At 62.6% G+C, this 25,087-nt stretch carries 20 protein-coding genes and 1 pseudogene; 12 read left to right on the plus strand and 9 right to left on the minus strand.

Going from position 1 to position 25,087, the window contains the following annotated elements:
- Positions 1 to 221 precede the first annotated feature (221 nt).
- Together LB566_RS26900 and LB566_RS26905 are read left to right on the plus strand one after the other, a co-directional pair.
- Positions 222 to 1,481, plus strand: a complete 1,260-nt coding sequence (locus LB566_RS26900; RefSeq protein WP_140552605.1) for an exonuclease SbcCD subunit D — start codon at positions 222 to 224, stop codon at positions 1,479 to 1,481.
- Positions 1,478 to 4,948, plus strand: coding sequence for an ATP-binding protein (locus tag LB566_RS26905; RefSeq protein WP_140552604.1), 3,471 nt, complete (start codon positions 1,478 to 1,480; stop codon positions 4,946 to 4,948). Before LB566_RS26900 ends, LB566_RS26905 begins: the two co-directional genes overlap by 4 nt.
- 437 nt (positions 4,949 to 5,385) lie before the next feature.
- Here LB566_RS26905 and LB566_RS26910 read toward each other — a convergent pair whose 3' ends face one another.
- Positions 5,386 to 7,044, minus strand: a complete 1,659-nt coding sequence (locus LB566_RS26910) for a GMC family oxidoreductase (RefSeq protein WP_224628934.1) — start codon at positions 7,042 to 7,044, stop codon at positions 5,386 to 5,388.
- Positions 7,045 to 7,253: 209 nt separating this feature from the next.
- Here LB566_RS26910 and LB566_RS26915 point away from each other — a divergent pair, with 209 nt between their 5' ends.
- The 4 genes from LB566_RS26915 to LB566_RS26930 all read left to right on the plus strand — a co-directional run bounded on the left by LB566_RS26915 (position 7,254) and on the right by LB566_RS26930 (position 11,960).
- Entirely contained in the window at positions 7,254 to 8,330 is a 1,077-nt protein-coding gene (locus LB566_RS26915) for a sugar ABC transporter substrate-binding protein (RefSeq protein ID WP_140552602.1), read from the plus strand.
- 160 nt (positions 8,331 to 8,490) lie between these two features.
- Positions 8,491 to 9,474, plus strand: a complete 984-nt coding sequence (locus LB566_RS26920) for an ABC transporter permease (protein ID WP_140552601.1) — start codon at positions 8,491 to 8,493, stop codon at positions 9,472 to 9,474.
- A 5-nt stretch (positions 9,475 to 9,479) separates the two neighbouring features.
- A complete protein-coding gene (locus LB566_RS26925) occupies positions 9,480 to 10,982 on the plus strand; it encodes a sugar ABC transporter ATP-binding protein (protein WP_140552639.1) in 1,503 nt (500 codons plus the stop codon).
- Positions 10,983 to 10,991: 9 nt separating this feature from the next.
- On the plus strand, positions 10,992 to 11,960 hold the full coding sequence (locus tag LB566_RS26930; protein WP_140552600.1) for an ABC transporter permease: 969 nt from the start codon (positions 10,992 to 10,994) through the stop codon (positions 11,958 to 11,960).
- A gap of 86 nt (positions 11,961 to 12,046) precedes the next feature.
- Here the strand turns inward: LB566_RS26930 and gloA are convergent, their stop codons facing one another.
- Positions 12,047 to 12,457: a lactoylglutathione lyase gene (gene gloA / locus LB566_RS26935; RefSeq protein ID WP_140552599.1), complete on the minus strand. Its 411-nt coding sequence runs from the start codon at positions 12,455 to 12,457 to the stop codon at positions 12,047 to 12,049.
- Between the two features lie 161 nt (positions 12,458 to 12,618).
- Between gloA and LB566_RS26940 the strand changes: the two genes are divergently transcribed.
- On the plus strand, positions 12,619 to 14,058 hold the full coding sequence (locus LB566_RS26940; protein WP_224628936.1) for an FAD-binding oxidoreductase: 1,440 nt from the start codon (positions 12,619 to 12,621) through the stop codon (positions 14,056 to 14,058).
- A 7-nt stretch (positions 14,059 to 14,065) separates the two neighbouring features.
- Positions 14,066 to 14,848 (plus strand): FadR/GntR family transcriptional regulator, encoded by a 783-nt coding sequence (locus LB566_RS26945; RefSeq protein ID WP_140552597.1) that lies wholly within the window; start codon positions 14,066 to 14,068, stop codon positions 14,846 to 14,848.
- A 122-nt stretch (positions 14,849 to 14,970) separates the two neighbouring features.
- On the opposite strand, the gene LB566_RS26950 is transcribed toward LB566_RS26945, so the two are convergent.
- On the minus strand, positions 14,971 to 15,876 hold the full coding sequence (locus tag LB566_RS26950; RefSeq protein WP_224628938.1) for an NAD(P)-dependent oxidoreductase: 906 nt from the start codon (positions 15,874 to 15,876) through the stop codon (positions 14,971 to 14,973).
- Between the two features lie 110 nt (positions 15,877 to 15,986).
- Between LB566_RS26950 and LB566_RS26955 the strand changes: the two genes are divergently transcribed.
- Positions 15,987 to 16,733: a FadR/GntR family transcriptional regulator gene (locus tag LB566_RS26955; protein WP_224628940.1), complete on the plus strand. Its 747-nt coding sequence runs from the start codon at positions 15,987 to 15,989 to the stop codon at positions 16,731 to 16,733.
- An 8-nt stretch (positions 16,734 to 16,741) separates the two neighbouring features.
- Here LB566_RS26955 and LB566_RS26960 read toward each other — a convergent pair whose 3' ends face one another.
- The 5 genes from LB566_RS26960 to LB566_RS26980 form a co-directional block, all read right to left on the minus strand.
- A complete protein-coding gene (locus LB566_RS26960; protein ID WP_224628942.1) occupies positions 16,742 to 17,473 on the minus strand; it encodes an ABC transporter ATP-binding protein in 732 nt (243 codons plus the stop codon).
- Positions 17,470 to 18,192 carry an ABC transporter ATP-binding protein gene (locus LB566_RS26965; RefSeq protein WP_224628944.1) on the minus strand — a complete coding sequence of 241 codons (723 nt, stop codon included), beginning with the start codon at positions 18,190 to 18,192 and terminating at the stop codon, positions 17,470 to 17,472. The genes LB566_RS26960 and LB566_RS26965 overlap by 4 nt, the downstream gene beginning before the upstream one ends.
- Positions 18,189 to 19,232 (minus strand): branched-chain amino acid ABC transporter permease, encoded by a 1,044-nt coding sequence (locus LB566_RS26970; protein ID WP_140552592.1) that lies wholly within the window; start codon positions 19,230 to 19,232, stop codon positions 18,189 to 18,191. Before LB566_RS26970 ends, LB566_RS26965 begins: the two co-directional genes overlap by 4 nt.
- On the minus strand, positions 19,229 to 20,101 hold the full coding sequence (locus tag LB566_RS26975) for a branched-chain amino acid ABC transporter permease (RefSeq protein WP_140552591.1): 873 nt from the start codon (positions 20,099 to 20,101) through the stop codon (positions 19,229 to 19,231). Before LB566_RS26975 ends, LB566_RS26970 begins: the two co-directional genes overlap by 4 nt.
- Before the next feature lie 114 nt (positions 20,102 to 20,215).
- Positions 20,216 to 21,430 carry an ABC transporter substrate-binding protein gene (locus tag LB566_RS26980; RefSeq protein WP_224628949.1) on the minus strand — a complete coding sequence of 405 codons (1,215 nt, stop codon included), beginning with the start codon at positions 21,428 to 21,430 and terminating at the stop codon, positions 20,216 to 20,218.
- 161 nt (positions 21,431 to 21,591) lie between these two features.
- On the opposite strand from LB566_RS26980, the gene LB566_RS26985 reads away from it, so the two are divergent.
- The gene (locus tag LB566_RS26985; protein ID WP_224628951.1) at positions 21,592 to 22,578 is read left to right on the plus strand and encodes an aldo/keto reductase; all 987 of its coding nucleotides are present in this window, start codon (positions 21,592 to 21,594) and stop codon (positions 22,576 to 22,578) included.
- A gap of 179 nt (positions 22,579 to 22,757) precedes the next feature.
- Here LB566_RS26985 and LB566_RS26990 read toward each other — a convergent pair whose 3' ends face one another.
- Positions 22,758 to 23,186, minus strand: coding sequence for a hypothetical protein (locus LB566_RS26990; RefSeq protein ID WP_224628953.1), 429 nt, complete (start codon positions 23,184 to 23,186; stop codon positions 22,758 to 22,760).
- A 520-nt stretch (positions 23,187 to 23,706) separates the two neighbouring features.
- On the opposite strand from LB566_RS26990, the gene LB566_RS26995 reads away from it, so the two are divergent.
- Positions 23,707 to 24,057 carry a DUF2200 domain-containing protein gene (locus tag LB566_RS26995; protein ID WP_140552587.1) on the plus strand — a complete coding sequence of 117 codons (351 nt, stop codon included), beginning with the start codon at positions 23,707 to 23,709 and terminating at the stop codon, positions 24,055 to 24,057.
- Positions 24,058 to 24,368: 311 nt separating this feature from the next.
- Positions 24,369 to 24,747 (plus strand): annotated as a pseudogene (locus tag LB566_RS27000) (helix-turn-helix domain-containing protein); the annotation flags it as partial.
- Positions 24,748 to 25,087 lie beyond the last annotated feature (340 nt).

Genomic DNA, 25,087 nt, shown 5'->3' on the forward strand with positions numbered 1-25,087 from the left:
GACGGCATTCTTTCCAGGATTGAGAAATTCCAGGAGAGCATCGGCAGGTAGGCGCACGACTGACCGAGAATCGTGGGCCATCGTATCTGGCTCTTCCCGTTGCCCAACGCTGTCGGACTTTGCTAACGAGGCTTTGATCTGGTCGCTGGCATGCGGTTTGGGCGACTTGGACTTCGACAGAATTGGCCTGAGCTTCGATTCGGGCCTGGAGAGCGCCCCGGATGACATTTCGATTTATTCATACGGCCGACGTCCATCTCGATTCGCCACTGCGCTCGCTAGCACTCAGAAATTCTGAACTTGCCGAGCTCGTCGGCGATGCCAGCCGGCAGTCGTTCGCTGCAATAGTGGACCTTTGCCTGGCTGAGCGTGTCGACGCCCTTGTCATTGCCGGCGATCTTTACGATGGCGACCAGACTTCGATGAAGACGGCACGCTTTCTGGCCACCCAGATGGCGCGTCTCCATCAAGCTGGCGTCAGGGTCTACATGATCCGCGGCAATCATGACGCCATGTCGCGGATTACGAAGCAACTCGAACTGCCGGACACGGTGACCACTTTTGGCGGCCGCTGCCAATCCGTAATCCAGTCTGGCGCTGGGGTAGACGTCGCGTTCCATGGGCTTAGTTTCGTCAGCCCCAAGGCGCCCGAAGGCCTACTATCCAAATATGTCGCCCCGCGGGAGGGAGCGGCGAACGTCGGCATTATGCACACGAGCTTGGCGGGCTCGCCAGGCCATGACGTCTATGCACCTTGCAGCGTCGCCGATCTGCAGGGCCACGGCTTCAATTATTGGGCGCTTGGTCACATTCACGTTCGCCAGGTGTATTCCGGTGCGAGCACGCTCGTGATGCCAGGGATCCCTCAGGGGAGGGACATCAATGAGGCGGGCGAGAAATCGGTCACGCTGGTCACCATTCGCGACGATCGCTGCGTCGAGATTGAGGAGAGGCTAACCAGCGTGGCGCAGTTCGAGCGGGTGAGCGTCGATCTGACTGGGGCGTCGGAATGGAGCGAGGCCATCGTCCGCATCCGATCAGGGCTGGAGCAATCCCGGCAGGTTGCCAGATCGCGCTACCTTGTTGCCCGCCTCGGCTTGATCGGCACTTCTGTCCTTTCATGGTCGCTGATGCGCGACCGGGACCTGGCGGTCGCTGAAGCCGAACAGGCAGCGGAACAGGTGGGCGACACCTGGGTGGAGAAGCTAGAGTTTGCTCTTTCGGCTCCCGGTGTCGGAGATTTGGCAAGTGTTGCCGATCCCACTCTGGAACTCGCACAGTCCATGCGCGCCAATGCGGGTTCAGAAGCATTTCGATCCGAAGCGCGAGAATTCATGTTGAAGACGATCGCGGACCTGCCGCCCGATGCGCGAAGCTTCGCCGGCAAAGATGAATTGGGGCTCGAGAAGTTTCTCGACGATGTGCTTGCACGCGGCGTCGACTTGGTCACTGCGCGGCTCAAGGCAGGCGCAACGCGATGAGATTGCGGCGGCTTGATCTGACCCGCTACGGCAAGTTTACCGATAGGGCAATCGATTTCGGAGAGAGACCGGTTTCAGGTCCCGATCTGCATATCGTGTTCGGTTTGAACGAGGCTGGCAAATCGACGGCACTTTCCGCGTATCTTGATCTGCTCTTCGGTATCGAAGAGCGCAGCCGCTACAGTTTCCTGCACGACTATAGCTCCATGCGCATTGGCGGGCTGCTCGAATTCGAGGGGGAGACGCTGGCCGTTTCACGCACCAAAAGTCGCAGCAACTCACTGCACAACGCCGAAGGCCGCCCACTGAGCGAAATTGCCATTTCGGCTCACCTCGCCAGCTTGTCCCGCGAAGCCTACAGCAGCATGTTCTCACTGGATGACGAAACGCTGGAAGCAGGGGGCAAGGCCATCCTGGAATCGCGTGGTGATCTCGGCAAGCTCCTTTTCACCGCCAGCGCCGGGCTTGGTCATGCCAGCGATGTCTTGGCCGCGCTGGAGACGGAAGCAGATGGGCTCCACCGAAAACAGGCACAGACCACCGAAATCGCGCTGCTGAAGAAGCGGTTCGCCGAACTCAAGTTACGTAAGGAGACGATCGACACTCTGGCCTCGACATTCGAGGCGCTCGAGGCGGAACGGGTGGAAGCCCAGGACAAGTATGATCGCAGCCTCGCTGAACGCTCGGTTTTGTCGGCGCGGCTCGCCACAATCGAGCGCCATGCCCGCGCTGCGCCGCTGCTTGGAGAGATCAAACGCAAGGCGAGCAGACTGACCGAGCTGCCTGACATCGAGTCTCCACCCAGGACTTGGAGCGGCAGCGTCGCGGAATTGATCGATCATGACGCTCGGCTGAGAACTCGCCTCCAGGCCAATGGCGATGAGATCGATCGGGCGAAGGCAAAGATCGAAGCAATCGCTGTCGACGACGCTGTGCTAGCGATCTCCGAACAGGTGCGAGGACTTGTCGATCGCAAGGCGCGCCATGCGTCCGCGGGCATGGATCTGCCGACCCGCAAAATGGAAGTCCAGATGCTTGACCATGTGGTGGCGAATTGTCTCGCCGCGCTCGGAAGATCGGCCGAACAGGATCCGTCCCGGCTCATCCTGCCTGCCTTTGTGATCGGCACGCTTCGCAACATGGTCGAGCAACGCTCGGGCATCACGACGAGCTTGCGGATGGCCCGCGATGAAGCCGCTGCCACGTTTGACAGGCTCAACGCTGCGCGAAGTCGCGTTGGCGAGGAGAGGGCGGTGCCCGAACCCGCAAGAGCCAGGCTGATGGCCGCCGTGTCGGAGGCGAAGGCCAGCAGTCACCCAAGGGAAATAAGAGAGGCGCGCGCGTCGGCTGACGAGGGGCAAACGAGACTAGCGGATGCGATGCGGCGGCTCCAGCCGTGGTCGGGAGATGCGGAAGCACTTTCGAAAATATCGGTTCCGCCCCCGACACAGATTGCTGCCTGGAAGACATTGGCCGCGGACCTTCAAAGGGACAAAGCGGTCTTCTCCGAGCGTCTGGCTGAGTATGAACAAAGTCGGATAACAACTTCGTCACGGCTGGCTGCTGTCGGCGCCTCGGCCGATCTCGCCGACGATGACACAGCCGCAGCCATAAGACGTGAGAGAGACGAGGCCTGGAGAAATCACCGGGCGGACCTCACGACCGAAACCGCAGACGTGTTTGCCGCAGCGTTGGCTAAGGACGATCATGTCGGTACGGCTCGACTGGCCCATGCGGGCGAGTTCGCCGATCTGCGCGCAATCAAGCAAAGGGCGGCCGAGACCGAAGCGGCAATGGAGCGCGTAAGCTGCCAACTCGCCGGGGTAGCCCAGCGCGCAGAAATGGCGTCCGCTGAAATCAAACGAACGGCCAGCCCCCTGCTTGAGGATAGCCAGGCGCAATCGCTCGACCTGCTGATCGGACTTCTCGAGGAGCGCCTTTCAGCGCGGGCCGACGCGCTTGTCGCTTGGGACGACATCCTGCTCGCGCGTGCCCGGATTGAGCGCGCAACCGCCGAAGGAGAGCGGCTTCATCTCGGATTGGCCTCGGCTCTTCAAAGCGTTGGAATTCAGCCGGAAGCCGGTGAGGCCCTGGAGGCCATGGTGGTCGCCGCCGACCGCTTTCTCGACAGGCAAGGGAAGGTCGACGCGGAACGAGCGGAAGCGCTTAGGAACGTCGCGGCGAAGGAAGAGGAGCTGGCCGCCAGGCGGCTCGCTGTTGAAATTGCCGAGAGGAGAGAGGGTGCATGGCAGGCCGAGGTTGAGGCAACGCTGAAGGGCACTTGGCTCGAAGAAGGCGTTGCCGGGACTGGGCTTGGCAGCGTCCTCGATCAATTGTCAGATCTGTCAAAGGCGCTGCAGGATCGTGAGGCCATGCGTATCCGCATCCGCAAGATGGAGGCGGACAGAAGTGCATTTGCTGAAGAGGTGGCCGGGCTTGGTGCGCAGGCCGGCGAGCGTGCGGGCGACGAGGTGCCAGAACAAGTGAGCGTCAGGTTGACAGAGCGTCTGGAGCAAGCCGAGCGTGCCCGTGAGGCGAGGGCAAGTCTCCTCCTTGACGTTCAGAAATTGCAGGACATTCGAGAGGCACTGGGCGTTGAGTTCGCGGCACACGAGACGACAAAGCAGGAAGTACTCGATGCCTTTGGTGTGAGAACTCTGCCAGAGGTCGGGGAACGCGATGAACAGCTTCGCGAGCGAGACGGTCTGCAGAGTGCCGTTGCCGAGCTTGAAGAACGCCTCACGAGTGAACTCGCTGTCGACGGCCTCATCCAAGCGCAATCGTTGCTGGAAGGCCTCGATCTCGATGGACTTGCGGCTGAAAAGGCCGAGGTCGAGCGGCGCCTCGCCGACCTCCATGACTCACTGCAACAGCAACTCGTCCGGCGCATGCGGGCGACCGACAAGCTCGATGCGATCGGCGGCGACAGCGCAGTTGCCCGTATCGATGCCGAGCGTCGCACCGTGCTTCTCGAAATCGAGGACAAGGCCGTCCGCCATATCGAATTGAAGCTTGGGGTGATGTCGGCGGCGAGCGCGCTTCGGGTCTATCGCGAACGCCATCGCTCTGGAATGATGCGCGAGGCCTCCGACGCCTTCGCACTGATCACGCGCGGTCAGTACACAGGCTTGACGACCCAGCCGGTGAAGGGCGGCGAGGTCCTCATCGCAATGCAGCGGGATGGCCAATCGAAGGTCGCAGACGCTCTGTCGAAAGGCGCGCGTTTCCAGCTCTACCTGGCTCTACGGCTCGCCGGATATTACGAGTTTGCCAAGCTCAGGCCTGCTGTTCCCTTCATCGCCGACGACATCATGGAGACCTTTGACCATCTCCGGTCGGAAGAAGTTTTCCGGTTGTTCGGCGAGATGGCCAGCGTAGGCCAGGTGATCTACCTCACCCATCATCAGCACCTATGCGAGATTGCAAAGTCGGTCATCCCCACTGTAGCGATCCACGAACTGGACTAGTGAACGGGACCGCCTCGGTCGCCGAGGCCAGTGCTCAGCTTCGCGGAGCTTAGCTAGCGCGCGTCCTATGCGTCGCCACTCGAAGCTCTCATGGCAACCTGGTCGGTCCAACCAACTTTGAATGGACCTCGTCCTGGCCGAATTTCCGCGGCTTGGCAGCAGAGGCCACAACGCAGCTATGGAAGCGAAGCTTTTTGAGACCTTTGGCTGACCTTTGATACGTTCCGGCGATCCGGCTGTTTCCGGATCGGGGCGCAGCTTTCGTGATGCCGTTTTTGCCGCCGAGGAACTGGAGGAAACGGCAAAGCTGGCGTTTCTGACAAAACACCTGCCTCTGCGGCGACTGTCCAAGCATCTTGTCGCCGAGCTCAGCCAACATCGACAAAAGTGAATGTCCGGAACTGGTGCGAAGGAGGCAGCGCCGTCAGGCGGCAAATTCATCGTCGACCATACCCACGTCGATCTTGCGCAGCGTCCGGTGTGCCCCGACGGTTAAGATCATTGGGCCGGCAGTTGGCCCGCCCGGCGATCATATCGGCCGCCTTTTCGGCGATCATGATAACGGCGGCGTTGGTGTTTGAGGACACAATGCGCGGCATCACCGAGCTGTCGCAAATGCGCAGGCCCTGCAGCCCTCGCACGCGAAGCTCGGGATCGACGACGCTCTCAGCATCGCCGCCCATTCTGCAAGAGCCGACCGGATGATAGGCGCTGCGCCCATGCTCGCGGGCAAAGGCTTCGATCGCCGCGCGTCCCCTCGTTCCCGCGCCGGGTAGGTGCTCGCGGCTGATATAGTTCGCAAAGGCGGGCTGAGACAGGATCTCGCGGCTGATCTCGATGCCATCGATGGCGCGGTCGAGATCGTAGCGTTCGGCGAAAGGATTGGGATCGATGACAGGCGGATCGCGCGGATCCGCCGATCTCAGCGCGACGCTGCCACGCGAGCGGGGGCGCACGTGGTAGGAATTCAGCGTGCAGCCATTGCCGCTGGGAACTGAGCCAATGCCCTCCTCGACGCCAGCGCCGGGCAGGAAATGAAACTGGATATCAGGCGTTTTTTCCATCCGGTCACCCCACCAGAAGCCGCCGGCTTCAACAATGTTGGACGCCACCGGGCCCTTGCCGAACAGAGCGTATTCGAGGCCCGCGACCGCCTGCCAACGCTTCTTCTTGTAGCGGTCGATGCCATACGGTCCGTTGAGTTCGGCGACGACATCGACATCCATGTGATCATGGAGGTTCTGGCCGACGCCGCCTAGGTCTTGGATCACCTTGATGCCATGCCTGCCGAGATGCGCCGCCGGGCCGATGCCGGACAGCATCAAAAGCTTGGGTGAGCCGATGGCACCGGCGGTGACGATAACCTCACGCTCGGCGCGCAGCAATTCGGTGCGGCCGTTGGTGATGATCTCGACGCCGATGGCGCAGCCATTCTCGACAACGATGCGGCTGGCGGTTGCGTCGGTGCGCAGCGTCAGGTTCTTGCGGCTCAGCGCGGGCTTAAGATAGGCGACCGCCGTGCTGCTGCGCTTCCCGTTGCGCGTCGTCGTCTGATAAAAGCCGACGCCTTCCTGCTGGCCTGCATTGAAGTCGGCCCTGAAGGGAAGACCCGCCTGCTGCGCCGCCTTGACGAAGACGCGGGACAGCGGATGCGGCGTGCCGCTGGAGACGCCGAGCGGACCTTCGGTGCCGTGTTGCGGATCGGCGAAGGTGTCGTTGCCCTCGGAGCGGCGGAAATACGGCAGCACGTCGGCGTAGCTCCAGCCCACGCAACCTTCGTCGGTGGACCATCCATCATAGTCCTGCGGGCAACCCCGGGTGAACACCTGGGCGTTGATCGAGGAGCCGCCACCGAGAACGCGCGCCTGCGGATAGATCATGACGCGGCCATCGATCGCTTGGCCGGGGGCAGTGTCATAACCCCAGATCAGCGGCCCTGCCGTCATCTTGAAGAAGCCGACGGGCAGATGGATGTAGCGGTCGGTGTCGGGCGGGCCGGCCTCCAGCAGGACAACGGACAGGTCCTGATCCTCGCTCAGCCTGGCGGCGAGAATGCAACCGGCCGAGCCGCCGCCGACAATGATGTAATCCGGCATTCCCGCTCCCTTGCATGGGCGACGTCATTGCCCTGCTCTCCTGCGGACCACGATCGCAAGTCGCTTGTGCCGCGTCAAGAGAAAGGGTATGGTTATCGTGTTGAAGGGTTGTCGTACAAGTGGAGGAACTTGGCAATCCCCCGATCGGAGGTCGCGCTCCCCGCGCAAGCCGCCGGGCGGGAAGCAGATTTCAATCGGGAGGTTCGATAATGAGGAAGAGTTTTACGCTTTCCGGCCCGGTCAGCCGCCGGATGCTGATGATGGGCGCCGCAACTGGAGTGGCCGCGCTGGCCATGCCGAGGGTCTTGCGGGCCGAGGCAAAGCCGACGCTGGTAACGTCGATCCGTTCGTTGTCCAATCCTTACCATGCCGTATGGAAGACCGGCGCCGAGGCTTACGCCAAATGGGCCGGGCTTGAACACGTCACGCTGGTTTCGGAAGGCAACAGCGAGAAAGGGATAGCCGACATCAAGGCGATGCTGGCCAAGACCGGCGGCAACATGGTGCTCAATTCCGACCCCAACGATACGCCCGATGCGCGCCCGATCGTCGAAGCCTGCGCCAAGGCCGGCGCCTATGTCGTGACGCAATGGAATAAGCCGGCGGACCTGCATCCCAAGGACTTCAACCCGAACTATGTTTCCCACATCGAGTTTGACGGCATCGAAAGCGGCAAGACCATCGCCGAGATCCTATTCAAGACCATCGGCGGCAAGGGCGGCATCGTCGCACTTGGCGGCCTGATCTCGACTACGGCGGCGATCGAGCGCAAGAAGGGACTCGACGCCGCACTCGCCGCCAATCCGGACATCAAGCTGCTCGACTTCCAGGTCGCCAACTGGAAATCGACCGAGGCCTTCGACCTGATGGGAAATCTGCTCACCCGCTTCGGCGACGACATCAAGGGCATCTGGGCCGCCAATGACGACATGGGCTCCGGCGCACTCGAGGCGTTGCGCGCCGAGAACCTCGCCGGCAAGGTGCCGATCGTCGGCGTGGACGGCATCAAGACGGCGGTTGACGCGGTGCGCACCGGCGAGTTCGCCTGCACCGTCACCTCGGATCCGTTCTGGCAGGGCGGCATGGGACTCGCCATCGGCTACAATGCCAAGATCGGCAAGTTCGACCCGGTCAAGGAACCGCCGGAGCATCGCGAATTCTACGGCAAGGCGGTGCTGATCTCGCACGACAATGTCGAGGAATACTACAAGACCAATATCGACGCCAAGCCGGACATCGATTGGAACGATCTGTGGGGTCGGGTGACTGGAGCCATCCGGACCTGACCGCGATTGCGGGCCGCTGCTCCCTGGCGGCCCGCTTCCTTTTACAGGCGTCGTGCGTCCTATGTGGGTCGGCGACTGTTACAAGCAGAGGGTAAGCGGTTTCTTGACAATCCATACAGAACCCCTGAAGTCCGTTTCGGACATCGAGCGGACGACGCTTATGACATTCCTCTCCGGCCGCATCGCCACTGTGTTCGGTGGCAGGCGCTGGCGCAGCCTGGCGCCGCTGGCGGTGCTGATTGTGCTGTGCGTGCTGATCGCCATTGCCAATCCCAATTTCATCGAATTGCGCAATCTGGTGCGTCTCGCCAACTCGGCCGCCGTGCCGCTGACGCTGGCGATGGGGCTTACCTTCATCATCCTCATGGGCAGCATCGACCTTTCGGTCGAAGGCACGCTGTCGGTGGCGGCGATGGTGGTCGTGCTGCTTGCCGCCAATGACAGCAATGGCAACGACTATGGCTGGTGGGCGGTGCTGGCCGCGGTCGCCGCCGGTACCGCCATGGGTTTCATCAGCGGTCTCGTCCAGACCATGTTGCGCATCCCCTCGTTCATGGCGACACTGGGCATGTGGTTCATCGGCCTTGGCCTGTCGGTTTACATGCTCGGCGGCTCGGCGATCCGGCTCAACGACGCCTCGATCCGCGACCTGGCACTCACCCGCTTCCTCGGCCTGCCGCTGGCGGTGTGGGTCGCGACCGGAGCGTTCCTGCTTGCCGCTGTCATCCAGTATCACACCAAGCTCGGGCGCCACATCCTGGCCATCGGCGGCGACGAGGACGTCGTCAAGCTCTCCGGTGTCAACGTGGTACGGGTGCGCATCACCGCCTTCGCGCTGGCCGGTTTTTTCTTCGGCATCGCCGGCGTCCTTGCCGCGGCCCAGCTCGGCCAGTCGCATGCGGTCATTGGCGATGGAAGGCTGTTTGCCGCGGTCACCGCCGTGGTTGTCGGCGGCACGGCGTTAACCGGCGGCGAGGGTGGCGTCGTCAACACGCTGATTGGCGTTCTGATCGTCACCGTGCTTGCCAATGGCATGATCCTGCTCGGCATTTCGCCCTACATTCAGCAGACTGTGCAGGGCCTGATGATCATCGCCGCGGTTGCGCTGTCGCTCGACCGCGTCCGCCTCAAGATCGTCAAGTGAACGCCATGCTGAGCGCATCGGGCATCATCAAGAACTTTCCCGGCGTCCAGGCGTTGCGTGACGTCAGCATCGAGGTCCGGCCGAACGAAGTGGTCGGGCTGATCGGCGAGAACGGCGCCGGCAAGTCGACGCTGATGCGGGTGCTCGCCGGCAGCTATCGGCCGGATGGCGGCAGTCTCACCCTCGACGGCGAGCAGCTTCGCATGCGCAATCCGCGCGAGGCGGCACGGCATGGCATCGGCATGGTGTTCCAGGAACAATCGCTGGTGCTCAATTTGACGGTAGCCGAAAACATCTATCTCGGCGAGGAAGACCGCTTCACCCGTCTTGGCATCGTCAAATGGCGCGCCATGAACGCGGCGGCGCGCCGCCAGCTCGGCAAGATCGGCATCGATATCGATGTTACCCAACGCATCTCCGAGCTCACCTTTGCCGCGCGCCAGATGGTGGAACTCGCCAAGGCGTTGACCCTGGAAGAGATGGTCGAACGACCGTTGCTCATCCTGCTCGACGAGCCGACCTCCGTGCTCAACGCCGCCGACATCGAGGTGCTGTTCGCACGCGTGCGTTCGCTCAAGTCCCGCGCCAGCTTCGTCTTCGTCTCGCATCGCCTCGACGAGGTGCTGGCGATCTCCGACCGCGTGTACACCATGAAGGACGGTGCGGTCGTCGCCGAGCATCGCGCGGCTGACGTCACCGTGCCGGAGCTGCACGAGATCATGGTCGGGCGCGGGCTGCAGGCCGAATATTACCGCGAGGCCCGCCAGCAGGCGCCGCGCGAGACGGTCATGGTCGAGGCAAAAGGGTTGGGGGCGGGCGGCGCCTATCATGGCGTCGATCTCAAGATCAGGGCCGGCGAGATCGTCGGCATTGCCGGCGTCTTCGGCTCCGGCCGCGAGGAAGTCACGCGCACCATCGGGGGTTTCCTCCAGCATGATGCCGGCGAAATGAAAATCGCCGGCGATTCCGTGCGCTTCGGCTCGCCGGAACCGGCCGTGCGAAAGGGCATCGGCTATGTGCCGCGCGAGCGGCGGCTTGAGGGGCTGGTGATGTTCCTGTCGATCGCCGAAAATATTTCACTCGCCGATCTCTCAAGTGTCATGCGCCATGGCGCCATCGACTATGCCAAGGAGCGCCGGCTTGCCGCCGACTGGATCAGGCGACTGCGCATCAAGGCGCCTAGTCCCGATGCCGCCTGCCGCAAGCTCAGCGGCGGCAACCAGCAGAAAGTGGTGCTGGCGCGCTGGATGACGGCGGGCTCGCGCATCCTCGTGCTCGACCACCCAACGCGTGGCCTCGACGTCGGCGCCAAGGAGGAGGTCTACGAACTGGTCCGCGATCTCTCCGCGCAGGGCGTGGCGATCCTGCTGATTTCCGACACGCTGGAGGAAACCATCGGCCTGTCGCACCAGGTGCTGGTGATGCGCGACGGTGAGATCACCGCACGTTTCGACGCCAGCCCGGGACACAAGCCGAACCAGGTCGAACTTTTGCGGGCGATGGTGTGAGGCAGGCCGATGAATAGAGCTTTTTCCCCCAAGAGGCTGTTGGACGGCAAGTGGACGCAAGGTGCTATTCCGCTGGTCCTGCTTGTCGGCCTGCTGCTGATCATAGAGGTCGCAGCGCCCGGCTTTCTCACCGGCGAGACCGTGTCCCTGCTGTTCGCCAACACCGCCGTGCTGTTCATCCTGGCGACGGGCGTCACCTTCGCCATCCTGCTCGGTGGCATCGACCTGTCGATCCAGGCGGTCGCTTCGCTGGCGAGTGTGATCCTGGCGCAGTTGCTGCCCTCGCTCGGCCTCGCCGCCTTTCCGTTGGCAATCCTGTCCGGTCTCGCCTTCGGAGCGCTGAGCGGCATCGTCCATGTCAAGCTGCGCGTGCCGTCTTTCGTGGCGACGCTGGCCACCGGTGGCGTGGTCACCGGCATCGCGCTATGGGTTTCCGACGGCCGTGCCATCACCATCGAGGAAGGCGGTCGCGAAAACACCGCCTGGATCAACGCCACGGTCGGGGGACTGCCGGTGGTCGTTCTGATTTCGGCGGTCATCGGCATCGCCAGCTTTCTCGCGCTGCGCTACACGCGCTTTGGCCGCCAGGCGATTGCCGTCGGTGCTGGCGAGCCGGCCGCCTGGGCGGCGGGCATCAATGTCGACCGCACCAAGATCATCGCCTTCGCCGCCTCCGGTATGCTGGCCGCGGTCGCCGGCGTGGTGCTGGCAGCGAGACTGTCGAGCGGCTCGCCGGTTCTGGCCAACCAGTTGCTGCTGCCGGCCATTGCCGCCGTCATCGTCGGCGGCAGCGCCATCACCGGCGGGCTGGGCGGCGTTGCCCGCACGGCGGTCGGCGCGCTGATCATCTCGATCGTGCGCATCGGCATGACTTTCATCGGTGTCAACATCTTTCTGGAAAACATGGTGTTCGGATCGGTGCTCATCGCCGCCGTCGCCATCACCATCGACCGCAGCAAGATCGCGGTCATCAAGTGACAGCTCGATCCGCACCGCCTCCCAAGCAAGCGCGGACCGGACGGGGTCGCATCACAAGCCCGATGCGACCCCGCCCGATCAGGTCACTACATGGTATCGAGGCCGATCAGTTCGATCTTGTAGCCATCCGGGTCCTCGACGAAAGCGATATGGGTGGTGCCATGCTGCATCGGCCCGGGCTTGCGCGCGATCTTGGCACCGCGCTTCTCGATCTCGGCGCAGACGGCATAGATGTCATTGACGCCAAGCGCCAAATGGCCGAAGCCAGTGCCGATTTCGTAAGGCTCCTCGCGACCCCAGTTCAGCGTCAGCTCGACGACGGCCTCGGTCTCTTCCGGCCCATAGCCAACAAAGGCGTTGGTGAACTTGCCGCCGGGATAGTCGTCCCGGCGCAGCAAGGTCATGCCGAGAACCTCGGTGTAGAAGGCAATCGACTTGTCGAGGTCGAGAACCCTGATCATGGTGTGCATATAGCGAAAGCCCGGGGCGTCGCTCATTGGAAAAGTCCTCCGAATTCAGTGGTTCGCTGGCCTGATCATCCACATCGAACGGTCGGCGGGACCACGGCCTCGCTTGATGTTCTAAATCAGGGTTGTATGATAACACGACAAGAATGGTGATTGTCCAGTCGTTTTCCCGGAAGGGTCAGAGTCAATTCATGAATGTCGTGCCACCCATCTCCAAATCGCTGATCGCGGCACTTGCCGGCGTGCTGCCGAATGGCGGGCTGGTGACCGCAAGCCAGGATCTGGCGCGCTACAGCCGCGACTGGTCGGGTGACCATTTCGGCCGCCCGCTGGCGGTCGCACGACCGGCCTCGGTCGAGGAGATGTCGGCTCTCATGCGCCATTGCCACGCGCAGCGCATTCCAGTCGTGCCGCAAGGCGGCTTGACCGGTCTTGTCGGCGCGGCAGTGGCAGCGGATGGCGGTGAAATCGTCATCTCACTGGAGCGCATGAACAGGATCCGCTCGATCAGCCCGATCGACTTCGCCATGGTGGTCGAAGCCGGCTGCATTCTCGAGGTCGCCAAGCGCGCCGCCGAGCAGAGCGATTGCTTGCTGCCGATCACCTTCGGGGCACAAGGAAGCTGCCGCATCGGCGGCAATGTCGCCACCAATGCCGGCGGCTTCAACGTGCTGCGCTACGGCATGACGCGCGACCTGGTGCTTGGCCTGGAAGTGGTTCTGGCCGACGGCCGGATCTGGAACGGGCTGAAGGTGCTGCGCAAGGATAATCGCGGTTACGATCTCAAGCAGATCTTCATTGGCTCGGAAGGCACGCTCGGCATCGTCACCGCAGCCGCGCTGAAACTCTTCCCCAAGCCGACGCAGATCGAAACCGCGCTGGTCGGACTGCGATCGGTCGAGGATGCGATGGCACTCTATGCGCGGGCGCGGCGCGACTGCAGCGACCTTCTGACTGCCTTCGAACTGATCCTGCGCGGCGGTATCGAAATCACGATGCGCGAGGGCGTGGACTTTCCCGATCCGCTGAGCAAGGCGTACCCGGCCTATGTGCTGATCGAGGTTTCTTCCGGCGGGCTGATCGACCTGTCCGACATGCTTACGGGCTTTCTCGGTGGCGTTACCGATATTGTCGAAGACGGCATCGTGGCATCGACGCGGGCGCAGGCAGAGCGGTTGTGGCTTTATCGCGAGATCATGGTCGAGCGCCAGGGCCGCGGCGGCCGCTATCTGCGCACCGACGTTTCGGTGCCGATCTCGGAACTCGCCGATTTCGTCACCGATGCACTGGCAGCCCTGGAGGAAGTGCGCCCGGACGCGCTTGCCGTGACCTACGGCCATGTCGGCGACGGCAACATCCATCTCAATGTCGTGCCGCCGGAAGGCATGGCCCCCGAAGCGGTGGAGCATTTGTTCGAAGAGGCGGAGGCGGTGATCTTTGCCGTCGTCGACCGCTATGGCGGCTCGATCAGCGCCGAGCATGGCATCGGCAGGGTCAAGCAAAAGGCGTTCCTCGAGCGGATCGATCCGGTGACCCTCGACCTGGCGGCGGGCATCAAGGAGGCGTTTGATCCGCGTCACATTCTCAGCAACGGCCGCATCCTGGCAGCCAACGCCGATCATGGTCTATAGGTGAGCGATGACGCTGAAACTCGACAAGGTCAATCGCGGTCCGCATCTCTCCACCCTGGTTGCGAGTTCGATCTCGCGCGAGATCGCGCAGGGGCGCCTCAAGCCCGGCGATCAACTGCCGACCGAGCAGGCGCTGGCGACCACGTTCGGTGTCAGCCGCAACGTCGTGCGTGAGGCGATCGCGCGGCTGCGCTCGGAAGGCCGCATCTGGTCGCAACAGGGGCGCGGCGCCTTCGTGGTGGAAAGCAACAACCCGACGGTGCTGACCATCGACTACGAAGCCCTGCAGCGGGCCGACTCGTTCCGCAACCTGTTCGAACTGCGCGGCATACTCGAGGTGCAGGCGGCCGCCCTTGCCGCGAAGCGCCGCAGCGAAGCCGATCTCACCGCCATGGGCGATGCGCTCGCCGGTATGCGCGCGGCGCCCTATGGCAGTGTCGCCTGGCTGCGCAGCGATCTCGAGTTCCACCGCACCGTCGCGGAGGCGACGCGCAACGCCTATATGGGCCAGTTCCTGGTTTTCGTTTCCGAGCGTGTCCGCGAAAGCATTCTTGCCGCCGGCAACCGGCAGAAATCCGACGACATGGCACGCATCACACTCGGCGAGCACGAGCGAATCCTGGCCGCTATCCGCGCCGGGGATGTTCAGGCGGCAGAAACGGCGATGCGCGATCATCTCGCAGGTGCGGCCCTGCGTGTTGGACTGCATGATGAGGCAGTTGCAGAGCCAGCACCTTCCTTGCGGCACAAGAGACTGAGGAAGGCTATCCGCAAGCAAGCCGCCGGATAACGCTGCGCACCGCCCGCGCCTTGAGCAATTCCAGGAAAGTGCAGTTTTCCGTCCGGAGTGCGTAGCACAAACAGTTAGAGCGGGTCGGCGATTCCGTCAAACGCTGAACCGCTCTGGCCGGTTCACGCCTCCGGCGGTTCGACCAGCGAGACGCCGTTCAGGCCGGCGATGATATCGGACAAAGCCGGCACGAATTTCTCGCCATGGCCGGTTGCAACAGCGGTGGCGAAGCCATTGCGCACTGAGGCGCCGATCGGGTTGGCAACGCCCGCCGCCTGGGCGAAAGAGGCCAGATAGGTCATGTCCTTGAGCGCATTGACGATGGCAAAACGCTGCGCGTTCTCGTTGCGGTTCAGCACGAAATCGAAGAAGGCCTGGTAGAAGCCGCAATCCATGCGGCTGCCCGAGATGACGCTGTTGAAGACCTGCGGCGTCAGTCCGGCCTTGACGCCAAGCGTCAGCGCTTCCGAATAGATGGCGGAGTAACCCATCGAGACGAAATTGTTGAGCAGCTTCATTGTGTGGCCGCTGCCGATCGGGCCGGTGTGCACGATGCGCGCGGCAAAGGCCTCGAGCACCGGCCGAGCCCGGGCAACGGCCTCGGCCGACCCTCCGACCATGACGTCGAGCTTTGCTTCGGCCGCCTCCTTGGGTGTGCGCGCCAATGGCGCGTCGATCAGCATCACACCTTGCGCGGCGAGTTTGCCGGCAAGTGCTGTCGTCGACGACGGGTTGGACGTCGAGCAGTCGATGACCAGCAGCGGCTTGCCGGCAGCGGCCAAGCCATCCGGCTTTTTCACCAGCATTTCGACCTCTCGCGAGCCGGTGACGCACAGAATGACGATGTCGCAGGCGGCGGCGAGATCGCGCGGACTTGCCGCTTCGACGGCACCCGAAGCAATCAACCGGTCGGCGGCATCGCGGCTGCGATGGACGCAGACCGTCAGGGGCCAGCCCTTTTGCAACAAATTCGCGGCCATGCCCGAGCCCATGCTCCCCAGTCCGATGAAACCAATGCGTTCTTTCATGCAATCCTCCAACCACGGCCCGCGCCTGTGGGCCGTATTTCCTCACCTTGCGGCGAACACCCGTCGATGCAATCCTTCACCGAAGAATCGAACAGGGGCTGTTTGCCGCGATGGCCGATAATGAGAGCATGCTTTTCGACGCCATACCGCAGGCGCCGAACCTGCGGACCGGACTGGTAAACACGCTGATCGCGCAGATTGAATCCGGTGATCTTGCGCCGGGCCAGCAACTGCCAACCGAACAGGAGATCGTCGCCGCCACGGGTGTGAGCCGCACCGTGGTACGCGAAGCGCTTGCCGCGTTGCGCGCCCGGGGCCTTATCACCACGCGTCAGGGCCTCGGCGCTTTCGTTGCCAAGGACCCGCCGCCGCGGACCTTTTCCATTCTGCCTGACGATCTCGAATCGATCGACGAGGTGCTGCGCGTGCTGGAATTGCGCATGGGTATCGAAGTCGAGGCGACCGGCCTCGCGGCGAAACGGCGAAGCGACAGTGCGCTCGAGCAAATGAGCTCGGGGCTTGACGCGCTGGAGGTGGCGGTGCGTGCCGGAGGGTCTGGGTCGGAAGAGGATTTCGCGTTTCACCGCGCCATTCTCGCGGCGACGCAGAACGCCAATTTCACCCGGCTGTTCGACGCGTTCGGCAGCGCCATGATCCCGCGCCAGTGGACCCGCCTCGACCAGATGACCATTCCCGAACGGGAGACATATCTGGCCAGGATGCAGCATGAGCATCGCGCCATCCTCGCCGCCATCGAGGCCAAGGACGTCAACGCCGCCCGCCGCGCCATGCGCAGCCACCTGACCAAGAGCTACGCCCGCTTTGAAAAGCTGCGTGACGGCGCGAGCCATGACTGAGTGCTCGCTCATACCACCGCTTCCGCCATGCCACCGAGATAGAGTTCCCGCATCAGCGACATGTCGCGCAATTCCGCGATCGGCCCCGAGACGACGATGCGGCCGTTCTGCATGAGATAGCCGCGCGAGGCGACGGCGAGGGCGAGGCCGGCATTCTGCTCGACCAGCAGCACCGAAGCCCCGAATCGCTCGCCGATGCTGAGAATGATCGCCTTGATCTCCTTGACCAGCAACGGTGACAGGCCAAGCGACGGCTCATCGAGCAACAGCACGCGCGGCCTCGTCATCAGCCCGCGCGCTATCGCCAGCATCTGTTGCTGGCCACCACTGAGCGAACCGCCCTTGTCGCGCCGCTTGGTAGCGAGGATCGGGAAGAAGCCCAGCATGGTTTCGAAATCGGCTTCGACGGCGACACCGTCACGGCGCGAATAGGCGCCGAGCCGAAGGTTCTCCTCGACTGTCATGTCGACGAAGATCTTTCGCCCTTCCGGCACCAGGACGACACCGCGTCGGGCCATGACATCTGCGGCTAGCCCGGTCACCTCCGCGCCATCGAAGGAGATGGTGCCGGCGCGCGGCCGGACCAGCCCGGCGATCGCCTTGAGCAGCGTCGACTTGCCTGCACCGTTGGGCCCGAGGATGGTGACGATCTCGCCCTCGGTCAACGTCAGTGAGACGCTGCGATTGACGACCGTCGGCCCGTAGCCGGTGACGACTTCGGAAACAGCGAGCAGGCTCACAGATCGCCCCCCAGGTAAACTTCCAGCACCTTGGGATCGGCAAGCACCGCCTCGGTCGGTCCGTCTGCGATCTTGGAGCCGAAATCGAGCACGGCAAGCCGTCGGCACAACATCTTCATCAGCTTCATGTCATGGTCGATGACGCAGACAGTGATGCCATGGCCGGGCAGCTGGCGGACAAGCCCCACCAGCGCCGTGGTTTCGCGATCGTTCAGGCCGGCAGCCGGCTCGTCGAGCAGCAGCAGCGACGGCCGCGTGGCGAGTGCGAGCGCGAGGCCAAGAAGGCGCAAGCTCCCGAACGGCAACACGCCGGCCTTTTCATCTGCTAGCGCGCTCAATCCGACGAAGTCGAGCAGTGCCTGCGGTGCCGGCCACGGACTGGTTGTGCCAGCCGCCCTCGCATGCTCGCCGGCGATCTGGACGTTCTCCAGCACGCCAAGGCCGGCAAACGCCATTGCCTGCTGGAAGGTATAGCCAATGCCGGCCCGCGACACGGCGTGCGGCGCCAGGCCGGTGATGTCCTGTCCGTGGAACAGCACCTTGCCGCCGCTCGCCCTGTGGACGCCGGTCACCACGTTGAACAGCGTCGTCTTGCCGGAGCCGTTCGGACCGACGACGCCGAGGATTTCGCTTTCTTCAATGGTCAGATCGACGCCCGCCAGCGCGGTGACGCCGCCGAACTGCTTGCTGAGGCCGCTGATCGCCAGCACAGGGCTCATCGGCGCGCCTCCGATGGCCGTGCATGGCGCTCTTGGGTTTCCTGTCCCGGCTTGGCCGCGAAGACCCCGCGAAGCGCCCGCACGATGCCGCCGATCAGGCCATCGGGCAGCAGCATGATGACTGCAATCAGGCAGACGCCATAGACGATGCGCGATTGGACCGGGTCGAGATTGAGCACTTCCGGCAGGAAGGCGACCAGCACGCCGCCGGCAAGCGGTCCCTCGATCAGGCGGGCGCCGCCGATCATGACCATGAGCGCCAGATAGATGCTCGGGAAGGAAGAGAACTGCGTAGGCGAGATGTGGCCGAGAAAATAGGCGAGCAGCACGCCGGAGATGCCGGCAAAGATGCCGCTGACCACGAAGGCGCCGATCTTGTGCCGGCCGACATTGATGCCGAGCGAGGCGGCAAGTTTCTCGTTCTCTCTGATCGCGCGCAACGTACGGCCATAGGACGAGTTGATAATCGCCCAGCTCGCCACTGCCGCGGCAGCGACGAACGCCACCACCATCAGATAGTAGCGCGTCAGGTCACCCATGTCGGCCCCGAACAGGGTGACATGCCCGACCAGATCAAGCCCGGTGGCAGCGCCTGTGTAGTCGCCGCCATTGGTGAGCACGATTGTAAGCAACTGGCCGAAGGCGAAGGTCATGATGACGAAGTGGTGGCCGCCAACCCGAAGCGAGGGAATGCCGACGATCGCTGCAAACACTGCGCTGGCAAGCGCTGCCACCGGCAGCGCCAGCCAGAAGCCGATGCCGAAATCGCGCGCCAGGATCGCCGCCGCATAGGCGCCAACGCCGACCAGTGCTGCGTGCCCCATCGACAGGATGCCGGTCTGACCGAACAGCACGGACAGCCCGTAGAGCGCGATCACGTTGATCCCGGCAGAGATTGCCAGCGACAGGAAGCGGTTGCTGGGCGAGAACAAGGGCACGAGCGCGATCAGCGCGAGGACAACCACAACCGGTAGCAGCGAGCGCAAGGACTTGAAGGTGGAATTCGTGCGATCAGCGTGAAGCTCCTGCTCTGCGGTCATGATGCGATCCTGGGTCCGCTGGTGCCGCCGAACAGACCATGTGGGCGAACGATCAGGACCAGGATCATCAGGGCAAAGGAATAGGCATCGGTCCATTGCGAGAAGCCGTAGCCGGCACTGAAGCCTTCGACGACGCCGAGGATGAGACCAGCGGCTACGGCGCCATAGATGTTGCCGAGACCGCCAATCAACGCGACGGCGAAGCCCTTCATGACCATCGTGCCGCCGGTGAAAGGCGTGATCGGAAACAGCGCGATCAGCAGCGCGCCGCCAAGTCCGGCAAGCGCGCTGCCCAGCACGAACACGCCGGTAATGTAGCGACGCACCGGAATGCCCATCAAGGCCGCGGTATCGCGGTCCTCGACGCTGGCACGCAGCGCCCGGCCGTAACGGCTTGCCGTAACCATCCTGAAGCTCAGGGCCACCACGGCAATAGCGATCAGGATCACCATGACGCGAACGGAGGCAATGCGCACGCCGCCAACATCCCACACAGTGGTCAGCGGGCGCGGAATGCTCTTCTGATTGGGGTTCCACAGCAGCACGACGACATGCTGCAGCACGACGATGAGGCCAAGCGAGACGATGAAGCCGTTGGTCGGCCGCTCCAGAGTGAAGCGGAACAGGCCACGCTCGAGGATGTAGCCCATCGCTCCAACCGCCAGGATCGCCAGCACGACCGCCACCGGAAAGCCGAGGCCAGCGCTGACGGCGAGCCAGGTGACGATGCCGCCGATCATCAGGAATTCGCCATGGGCGAAGTTGATGATGCCGGTCAGGCCGAAGATCAGCGTCACGCCGATGGCGATGAGCGTGATCACGCTGGCGATCGAGAGACCGTTGAGGATCTGCTGTATGAAAATGTCCACGGCTGGCGTCCACTGTCGATGTGAGGCCGGTGATCAGGTCCTGCCTTGATTAGAAGCTGGCGTTCAACGAACTGGGCGGTCGACGGCGCTTGCGCGCCGCCAACGGTTGGCAAGTCAGCTCTTGGGCGCTTCAGCCGGCGGCTGCTGCATGGAACAGGAGATGGCGCCACCAGGTGCCGCCGCGCAGACCTCGGTGGCATGGGTGACCTGGTGAGTCGGATTGAACGTCAGGTCGTCCGAGACGACGCCCTGGTGGTGGAGCGCCAGCAGCGCCTCGACCGTCTTGTCCGGGTCGAAGCTGTCGGCCTTCTCCCAGGCTTCGGCGAGGAAATGGACATAGTCGTGGTAGAGCAGCGACACCGACGAGGTCACGCCATGAGGAGCGCCGGCCGCAAAATAGGCATCGAAATAGGCCTTGGCTTTCGGGTTGGATGACTCACCCCAGCAGACCGGAACGCAGCTCATCGCCACCGGCACGTCGGCTGTCAGTGCCTTTTCCTTCCAGATGCCGGGGTCGACGCCGAACAGGAAGTAGCTCTTGGCGGCACCCAGTTCAAGCGCTTGCGGCAGTGCCGTCAGCGTTGAATCGCCATTGTACCAGAAGTGGATGATATCCGGGTTGAGGCTCTTGGCACGGGTCAGGAACGGCGAGAAGTCGGTTGTGTCAGGCGGGTAGAAGATGATGTCGGGAACATCCTGCCCCTCGGCCTTGAGCGCCTTGTAGTAGTAGGACGACAGGAACTGACCGGTCGCGTCGTTGCCGACGATCATGACGGACTTCTTCGGACGATAGCCAAGCAAGGGCTCGAGAAGCGTGAGGACGCCTCGCGCGGTCGATCCGGACCGCTGGAATTCCTGCGGCTCGGACTGGAAGAGGTAGTGGTCCTCGCCGCCCGGCTTGACCGAGTCCGGCGTCAGTATTTTCGCCAGCGTCGAATTGCCGGCGAAATGGATGATCTTGGCCGGCTGCGTGATCTTGGCCATGGCCAGCGTGAAGTCATGGGTTTCCGACCCGAAGATTGCCTGCACCTTCACATCGCGCACCAGCTCCTGGGTGGCAGCGATGGCGGTCGCGATGTCGGTGCGGTCGTCACGCTTGACCATTTCCAGCTTGTAGGTCTTGCCGCCGACCTTGATGCCGCCGGCGTCGTTGATCTGCTTGACGGCAAGGCCGACGCCCGCCGGCAACGTATGGCCGGCGGAAACGAACGAGCCTGACTCCGCCGCGACGACTCCGATCTTGACGATATTGTCTTCGGCGAATGCTGGATGAGCAAGCGCGCCAAGGCACAAGGCGGCCGACGCGCCCATTTTCAGAACGGTTTTCAATTTGAGATCCTCCCGACTCCAAATAATTGCAGTCTTACCGGGTTGTCATACAACCCTGTTATCTGGTAAATCCTACGAGCGGGAATGTCAATCGCGCTGCCATGCGATAAGGCGGCCCGTCGATCAGGACTCACCACCGAGCCGCAGTTAGGAAACAGGGTATGCAGTCACGGAAATTCGGCCGCACCGGCATCGGCGTCAGCGAGATCGGTTTCGGTTCATGGGCGATCGGGGCCGCCTGGGGCGAGGTCAATGACGACGATGCTGTTGCCGCCCTCCATGCCGCCCTCGACGCCGGCGTCACCTTCATCGACACCGCCGATGTCTATGGCGACGGCCGTTCCGAAAAGCTCATCGCCAGGGTGATGAAGGAGCGCGGCGGTGAGCGGCCATTCATTGCCACCAAGGCCGGAAAGCGACTGCCGACGCAGACGGTCGAGGGTTTCAGCCAGCAAAACCTTGCCGACTGGATTGATCGTAGCCTCAGATATCTGGAGGCCGACACGCTGGATCTCGTGCAGCTGCATTGCCCGCTGACCGATCTCTATTATCATCCGGAAGTGTTCGAGCGGCTTGACCGGCTCGTCGAGCAAGGCAAAATCCGTAACTACGGCGTCAGCGTTGAGCGCGTCGAAGAGGCGCTGAAGGCGATGCAGTACCCCGGCGTCGTCAGCGTGCAGATCATCTTCAACGCTTTCCGCCAACGGCCAGCGGAATTGTTCTTCGACCTGGCGAGAAAGAACAATGTGGCGATCATCGCCCGCGTCCCGCTGGCAAGCGGTTTGCTGTCGGGCAAGTTCAAACCCGACACCAAATTCGAGGCGACGGACCATCGCCTGTTCAACCGCAACGGTGAAGCCTTCGACGTCGGCGAGACTTTCTCGGGCGTGCCCTATGAAGTCGGACTGGCGGCGGTCGAACGCGTCCGGCCGCTTGTCTCAGACGACATGACAATGGCCAAATTCGCGCTACGCTGGATCCTGATGTTCGATGCGGTCACCGTGGTCATTCCCGGTGCGCGCAATCCGGCGCAGGCCCGTTCCAATGCCGAGGCCGCGGAGCTTCCGCCGCTGTCGGCCGACATCATGGGCAAGATCCGCGATATCTACGACCAGGACCTCAAGCCCTATGTGCATTACCGCTGGTGATGAAACCCGGCAAGCCTTATCAATTCACGGCGCAACGGACCCGATGACTGAGGCAAGCGTATTCAGAATGTTCATTGCCCCCCATTAGCTTTTGCCCGCCGTGAAGGGGCTCCGATTGAACTGCACCCGGTCTTCAAGACGCGATGAACACCTGGTTCACCTGGCAAAAAGACGAAAAATTATTTGGCTCTTGATCTGGCTTCAGGGTTTGTTCGGCGAGCTAAATGTTCATACGTGGTCTGCCAAGGGTCGCTCTCGGACGATCGTTCCTCGCCGATCCAATGGAAGCCGTTGGCGGTGATCTCAGTGAAACGCCATCGGGTTTTCAAACCGCGCGAGTCCTCGCCGAGCTGGACAATGTCCTTACCCTCGGCCCGCCCGATCTGGCGCGAGTAATCTTGGTTGAGCGGGTCGTTCCAGATGATGTGCCAGCCATCGATCCCGGGATCGTAGATGCGCAAAGTCGTACCATACATCGTGGACGGGGCAGGGCGCTTGGGCCTGATCCAAACGTCCTGAATCGCGCGGCCTCCGAGCACCCAGCCAAAATGGCATTCTCCATTCCATTTCTGCATCGTGCCGCCGTCGAGATAGTGGACCGTGTCCATCTCCCAACTTCCGATTAGCCACCCGTAGAGGTCCATGTCTTTCGCTCGGCCGGCCGGGGGCCCTTCGGATCCGAGAGCGGTCAGAAAGCGAGAAATCGTCATTGCCACACTGCCTCTCGTTTCCAAGGAGACGAACTAAACTGCCAGCGCAGGCCCACCCGCCATTGTTGCGCCCGCCTGCTGCAAGCGCCGCCATGTGGAATTTTGCGACGGAAGCTCGTGGCGGTACCGGAGCATTGCCGCCACAACTTGCAGCGTCGCGGTGCTCCGGGCTTGGGGAAAATTGCTATAATGCCGCCATGAATGAGATCGTTTGCGAACGCGATGACGAGCGGATCCGAAGGCGTCTTCCTATGCTGGTCACGGGGCTTGCTGTGGAACCCAGCGATCGCGTGGATCTCAACCAGCATGCCTTCGTGGGCCAACACAGACACGGATGGAGTATTCACCGGCTTGCTGTCGCCCCTAGAGGCTGCTGTACGATATTCCCAGGCGAAATGCGTCGGACACAGGGGGACAGATGACGAAGCATCGAATCTATTCAGTCAGCGTCGCGAGCGTCTATTCCCACTATGTCGCGAAAGCTGAGAAAAAGGGACGCACGAAAGCGGAGGTCGATGAAATCATCGGTTGGCTGACGGGGTACAGCCAGGAAATGCTCGAGGATCAGTTGGCGAAGAACGCATCTTTTGAGACTTTCTTTGTGCAGGCGCCTCGGATGAATCCATCGCGGTCGCTCATCACGGGAGTAATTTGCGGTATCCGCGTGGAAGACATCCAAGAACCCCTCATGCAGGAAATTCGTTACCTCGACAAACTGATCGACGAGCTCGCCATGGGGCGGACGATGACGAAGATCTTGCGAAATTAGCCAGGTTGGTTGGCTCGATATCGGTTCTCTTGGACCGGATGATCTTAACGGCCTTGCGGTGTCAGCACGGTTCCAGCCGCCGCGGTTCGCGCCCAATAGCTGTTCAATCGCGGCCAGTGCACCGCTACTCGAAGGCGGATATTGGCGGCTTGGAGCTGGTAGCCACGGCGCACCGCAAACAAACTTCAGCCGATCATGGAGGACTTGTGCCTTCGGGCATTCGGCCAGATGTGAGGTTTTGGCAGGTTGTCCATTCGGGCCCGACCGACGAGACTGGAGTTACCACGCTTCAGATTCGTCGGAGGACCCGAATGAATCGAGAGGAGATGGCGCTTGCGGTCATGGAAGGCGGCCTTTCCCAATCCCAAGCAGCGTTGAAGTTCGCGGCGCCGGCGAAGGTCGTGAACCGATGGGTCGAGCGCTACAAGGCCGAAGGCCGTGCCGGCATGCCGACCGCTCGTCGCGGCCCAGGCGCAGTCCGAATGCGAGTGAACGGGCTGTGGCCGATCGGATCGTTACGCTGCGGCGCCAGCGCCTCACGGGCAAGCACATTGCAAGTGGGGTCGCTGTCTCGCCGCGAAGGTGAGCCGGGTGCTGGCGCGGGCCGGACCGTCGCGGCTGAAGGACGTTGAGCCAGCAGAGCCGGTGCGCCGCTATGAGCATGACGAGTCGGGCGACATGATCCACATCGGACGATGTCGGTCACTGAATCGGCGGAGACGCCTGCCTCCTACAGCATTCGGACCAGGGAGATCCAATAAGGAATGCCGAATTTCTGTGAAAAACTGTCGTCATGCTGGATGAAGCCCGTATCGACCAGCACGTTCCTGTCGCCGTGCAAAGTTGCACGATGGCCAACCGTTCTACGTCGCCGTCGAATGGTGCTCCCGCGCATGCAAACGCTGAAATGTGCCCTCGATGCACGCTGCCAATCCAAAGAGATCGGAGGCTGACCATCCGAGCTCCAGCACAGTTTATGTTTCGTTCGCCCCAACCGTATGACGAGCCAGGATATTCCAGCGGTCAAGTT

The sequence above is a fragment of the Mesorhizobium sp. CA13 genome, assembly GCF_020165235.1.
In the GTDB taxonomy this organism is placed as follows: Bacteria; Pseudomonadota; Alphaproteobacteria; order Rhizobiales; family Rhizobiaceae; genus Mesorhizobium.

Bases quoted from the DNA above. Each gene is read 5' to 3' on its own strand.
- LB566_RS26900 (WP_140552605.1), top strand. From the start codon at position 222: ATGACATTTCGATTTATTCATACGGCCGACGTCCATCTCGATTCGCCA.
- LB566_RS26905 (WP_140552604.1), top strand. From the start codon at position 1,478: ATGAGATTGCGGCGGCTTGATCTGACCCGCTACGGCAAGTTTACCGAT.
- LB566_RS26910 (WP_224628934.1), bottom strand. From the start codon at position 7,044: ATGCCGGATTACATCATTGTCGGCGGCGGCTCGGCCGGTTGCATTCTC.
- LB566_RS26915 (WP_140552602.1), top strand. From the start codon at position 7,254: ATGAGGAAGAGTTTTACGCTTTCCGGCCCGGTCAGCCGCCGGATGCTG.
- LB566_RS26920 (WP_140552601.1), top strand. From the start codon at position 8,491: ATGACATTCCTCTCCGGCCGCATCGCCACTGTGTTCGGTGGCAGGCGC.
- LB566_RS26925 (WP_140552639.1), top strand. From the start codon at position 9,480: ATGCTGAGCGCATCGGGCATCATCAAGAACTTTCCCGGCGTCCAGGCG.
- LB566_RS26930 (WP_140552600.1), top strand. From the start codon at position 10,992: ATGAATAGAGCTTTTTCCCCCAAGAGGCTGTTGGACGGCAAGTGGACG.
- gloA (WP_140552599.1), bottom strand. From the start codon at position 12,457: ATGAGCGACGCCCCGGGCTTTCGCTATATGCACACCATGATCAGGGTT.
- LB566_RS26940 (WP_224628936.1), top strand. From the start codon at position 12,619: ATGAATGTCGTGCCACCCATCTCCAAATCGCTGATCGCGGCACTTGCC.
- LB566_RS26945 (WP_140552597.1), top strand. From the start codon at position 14,066: ATGACGCTGAAACTCGACAAGGTCAATCGCGGTCCGCATCTCTCCACC.
- LB566_RS26950 (WP_224628938.1), bottom strand. From the start codon at position 15,876: ATGAAAGAACGCATTGGTTTCATCGGACTGGGGAGCATGGGCTCGGGC.
- LB566_RS26955 (WP_224628940.1), top strand. From the start codon at position 15,987: ATGGCCGATAATGAGAGCATGCTTTTCGACGCCATACCGCAGGCGCCG.
- LB566_RS26965 (WP_224628944.1), bottom strand. From the start codon at position 18,192: ATGAGCCCTGTGCTGGCGATCAGCGGCCTCAGCAAGCAGTTCGGCGGC.
- LB566_RS26970 (WP_140552592.1), bottom strand. From the start codon at position 19,232: ATGACCGCAGAGCAGGAGCTTCACGCTGATCGCACGAATTCCACCTTC.
- LB566_RS26985 (WP_224628951.1), top strand. From the start codon at position 21,592: ATGCAGTCACGGAAATTCGGCCGCACCGGCATCGGCGTCAGCGAGATC.
- LB566_RS26990 (WP_224628953.1), bottom strand. From the start codon at position 23,186: ATGGACACGGTCCACTATCTCGACGGCGGCACGATGCAGAAATGGAAT.
- LB566_RS26995 (WP_140552587.1), top strand. From the start codon at position 23,707: ATGACGAAGCATCGAATCTATTCAGTCAGCGTCGCGAGCGTCTATTCC.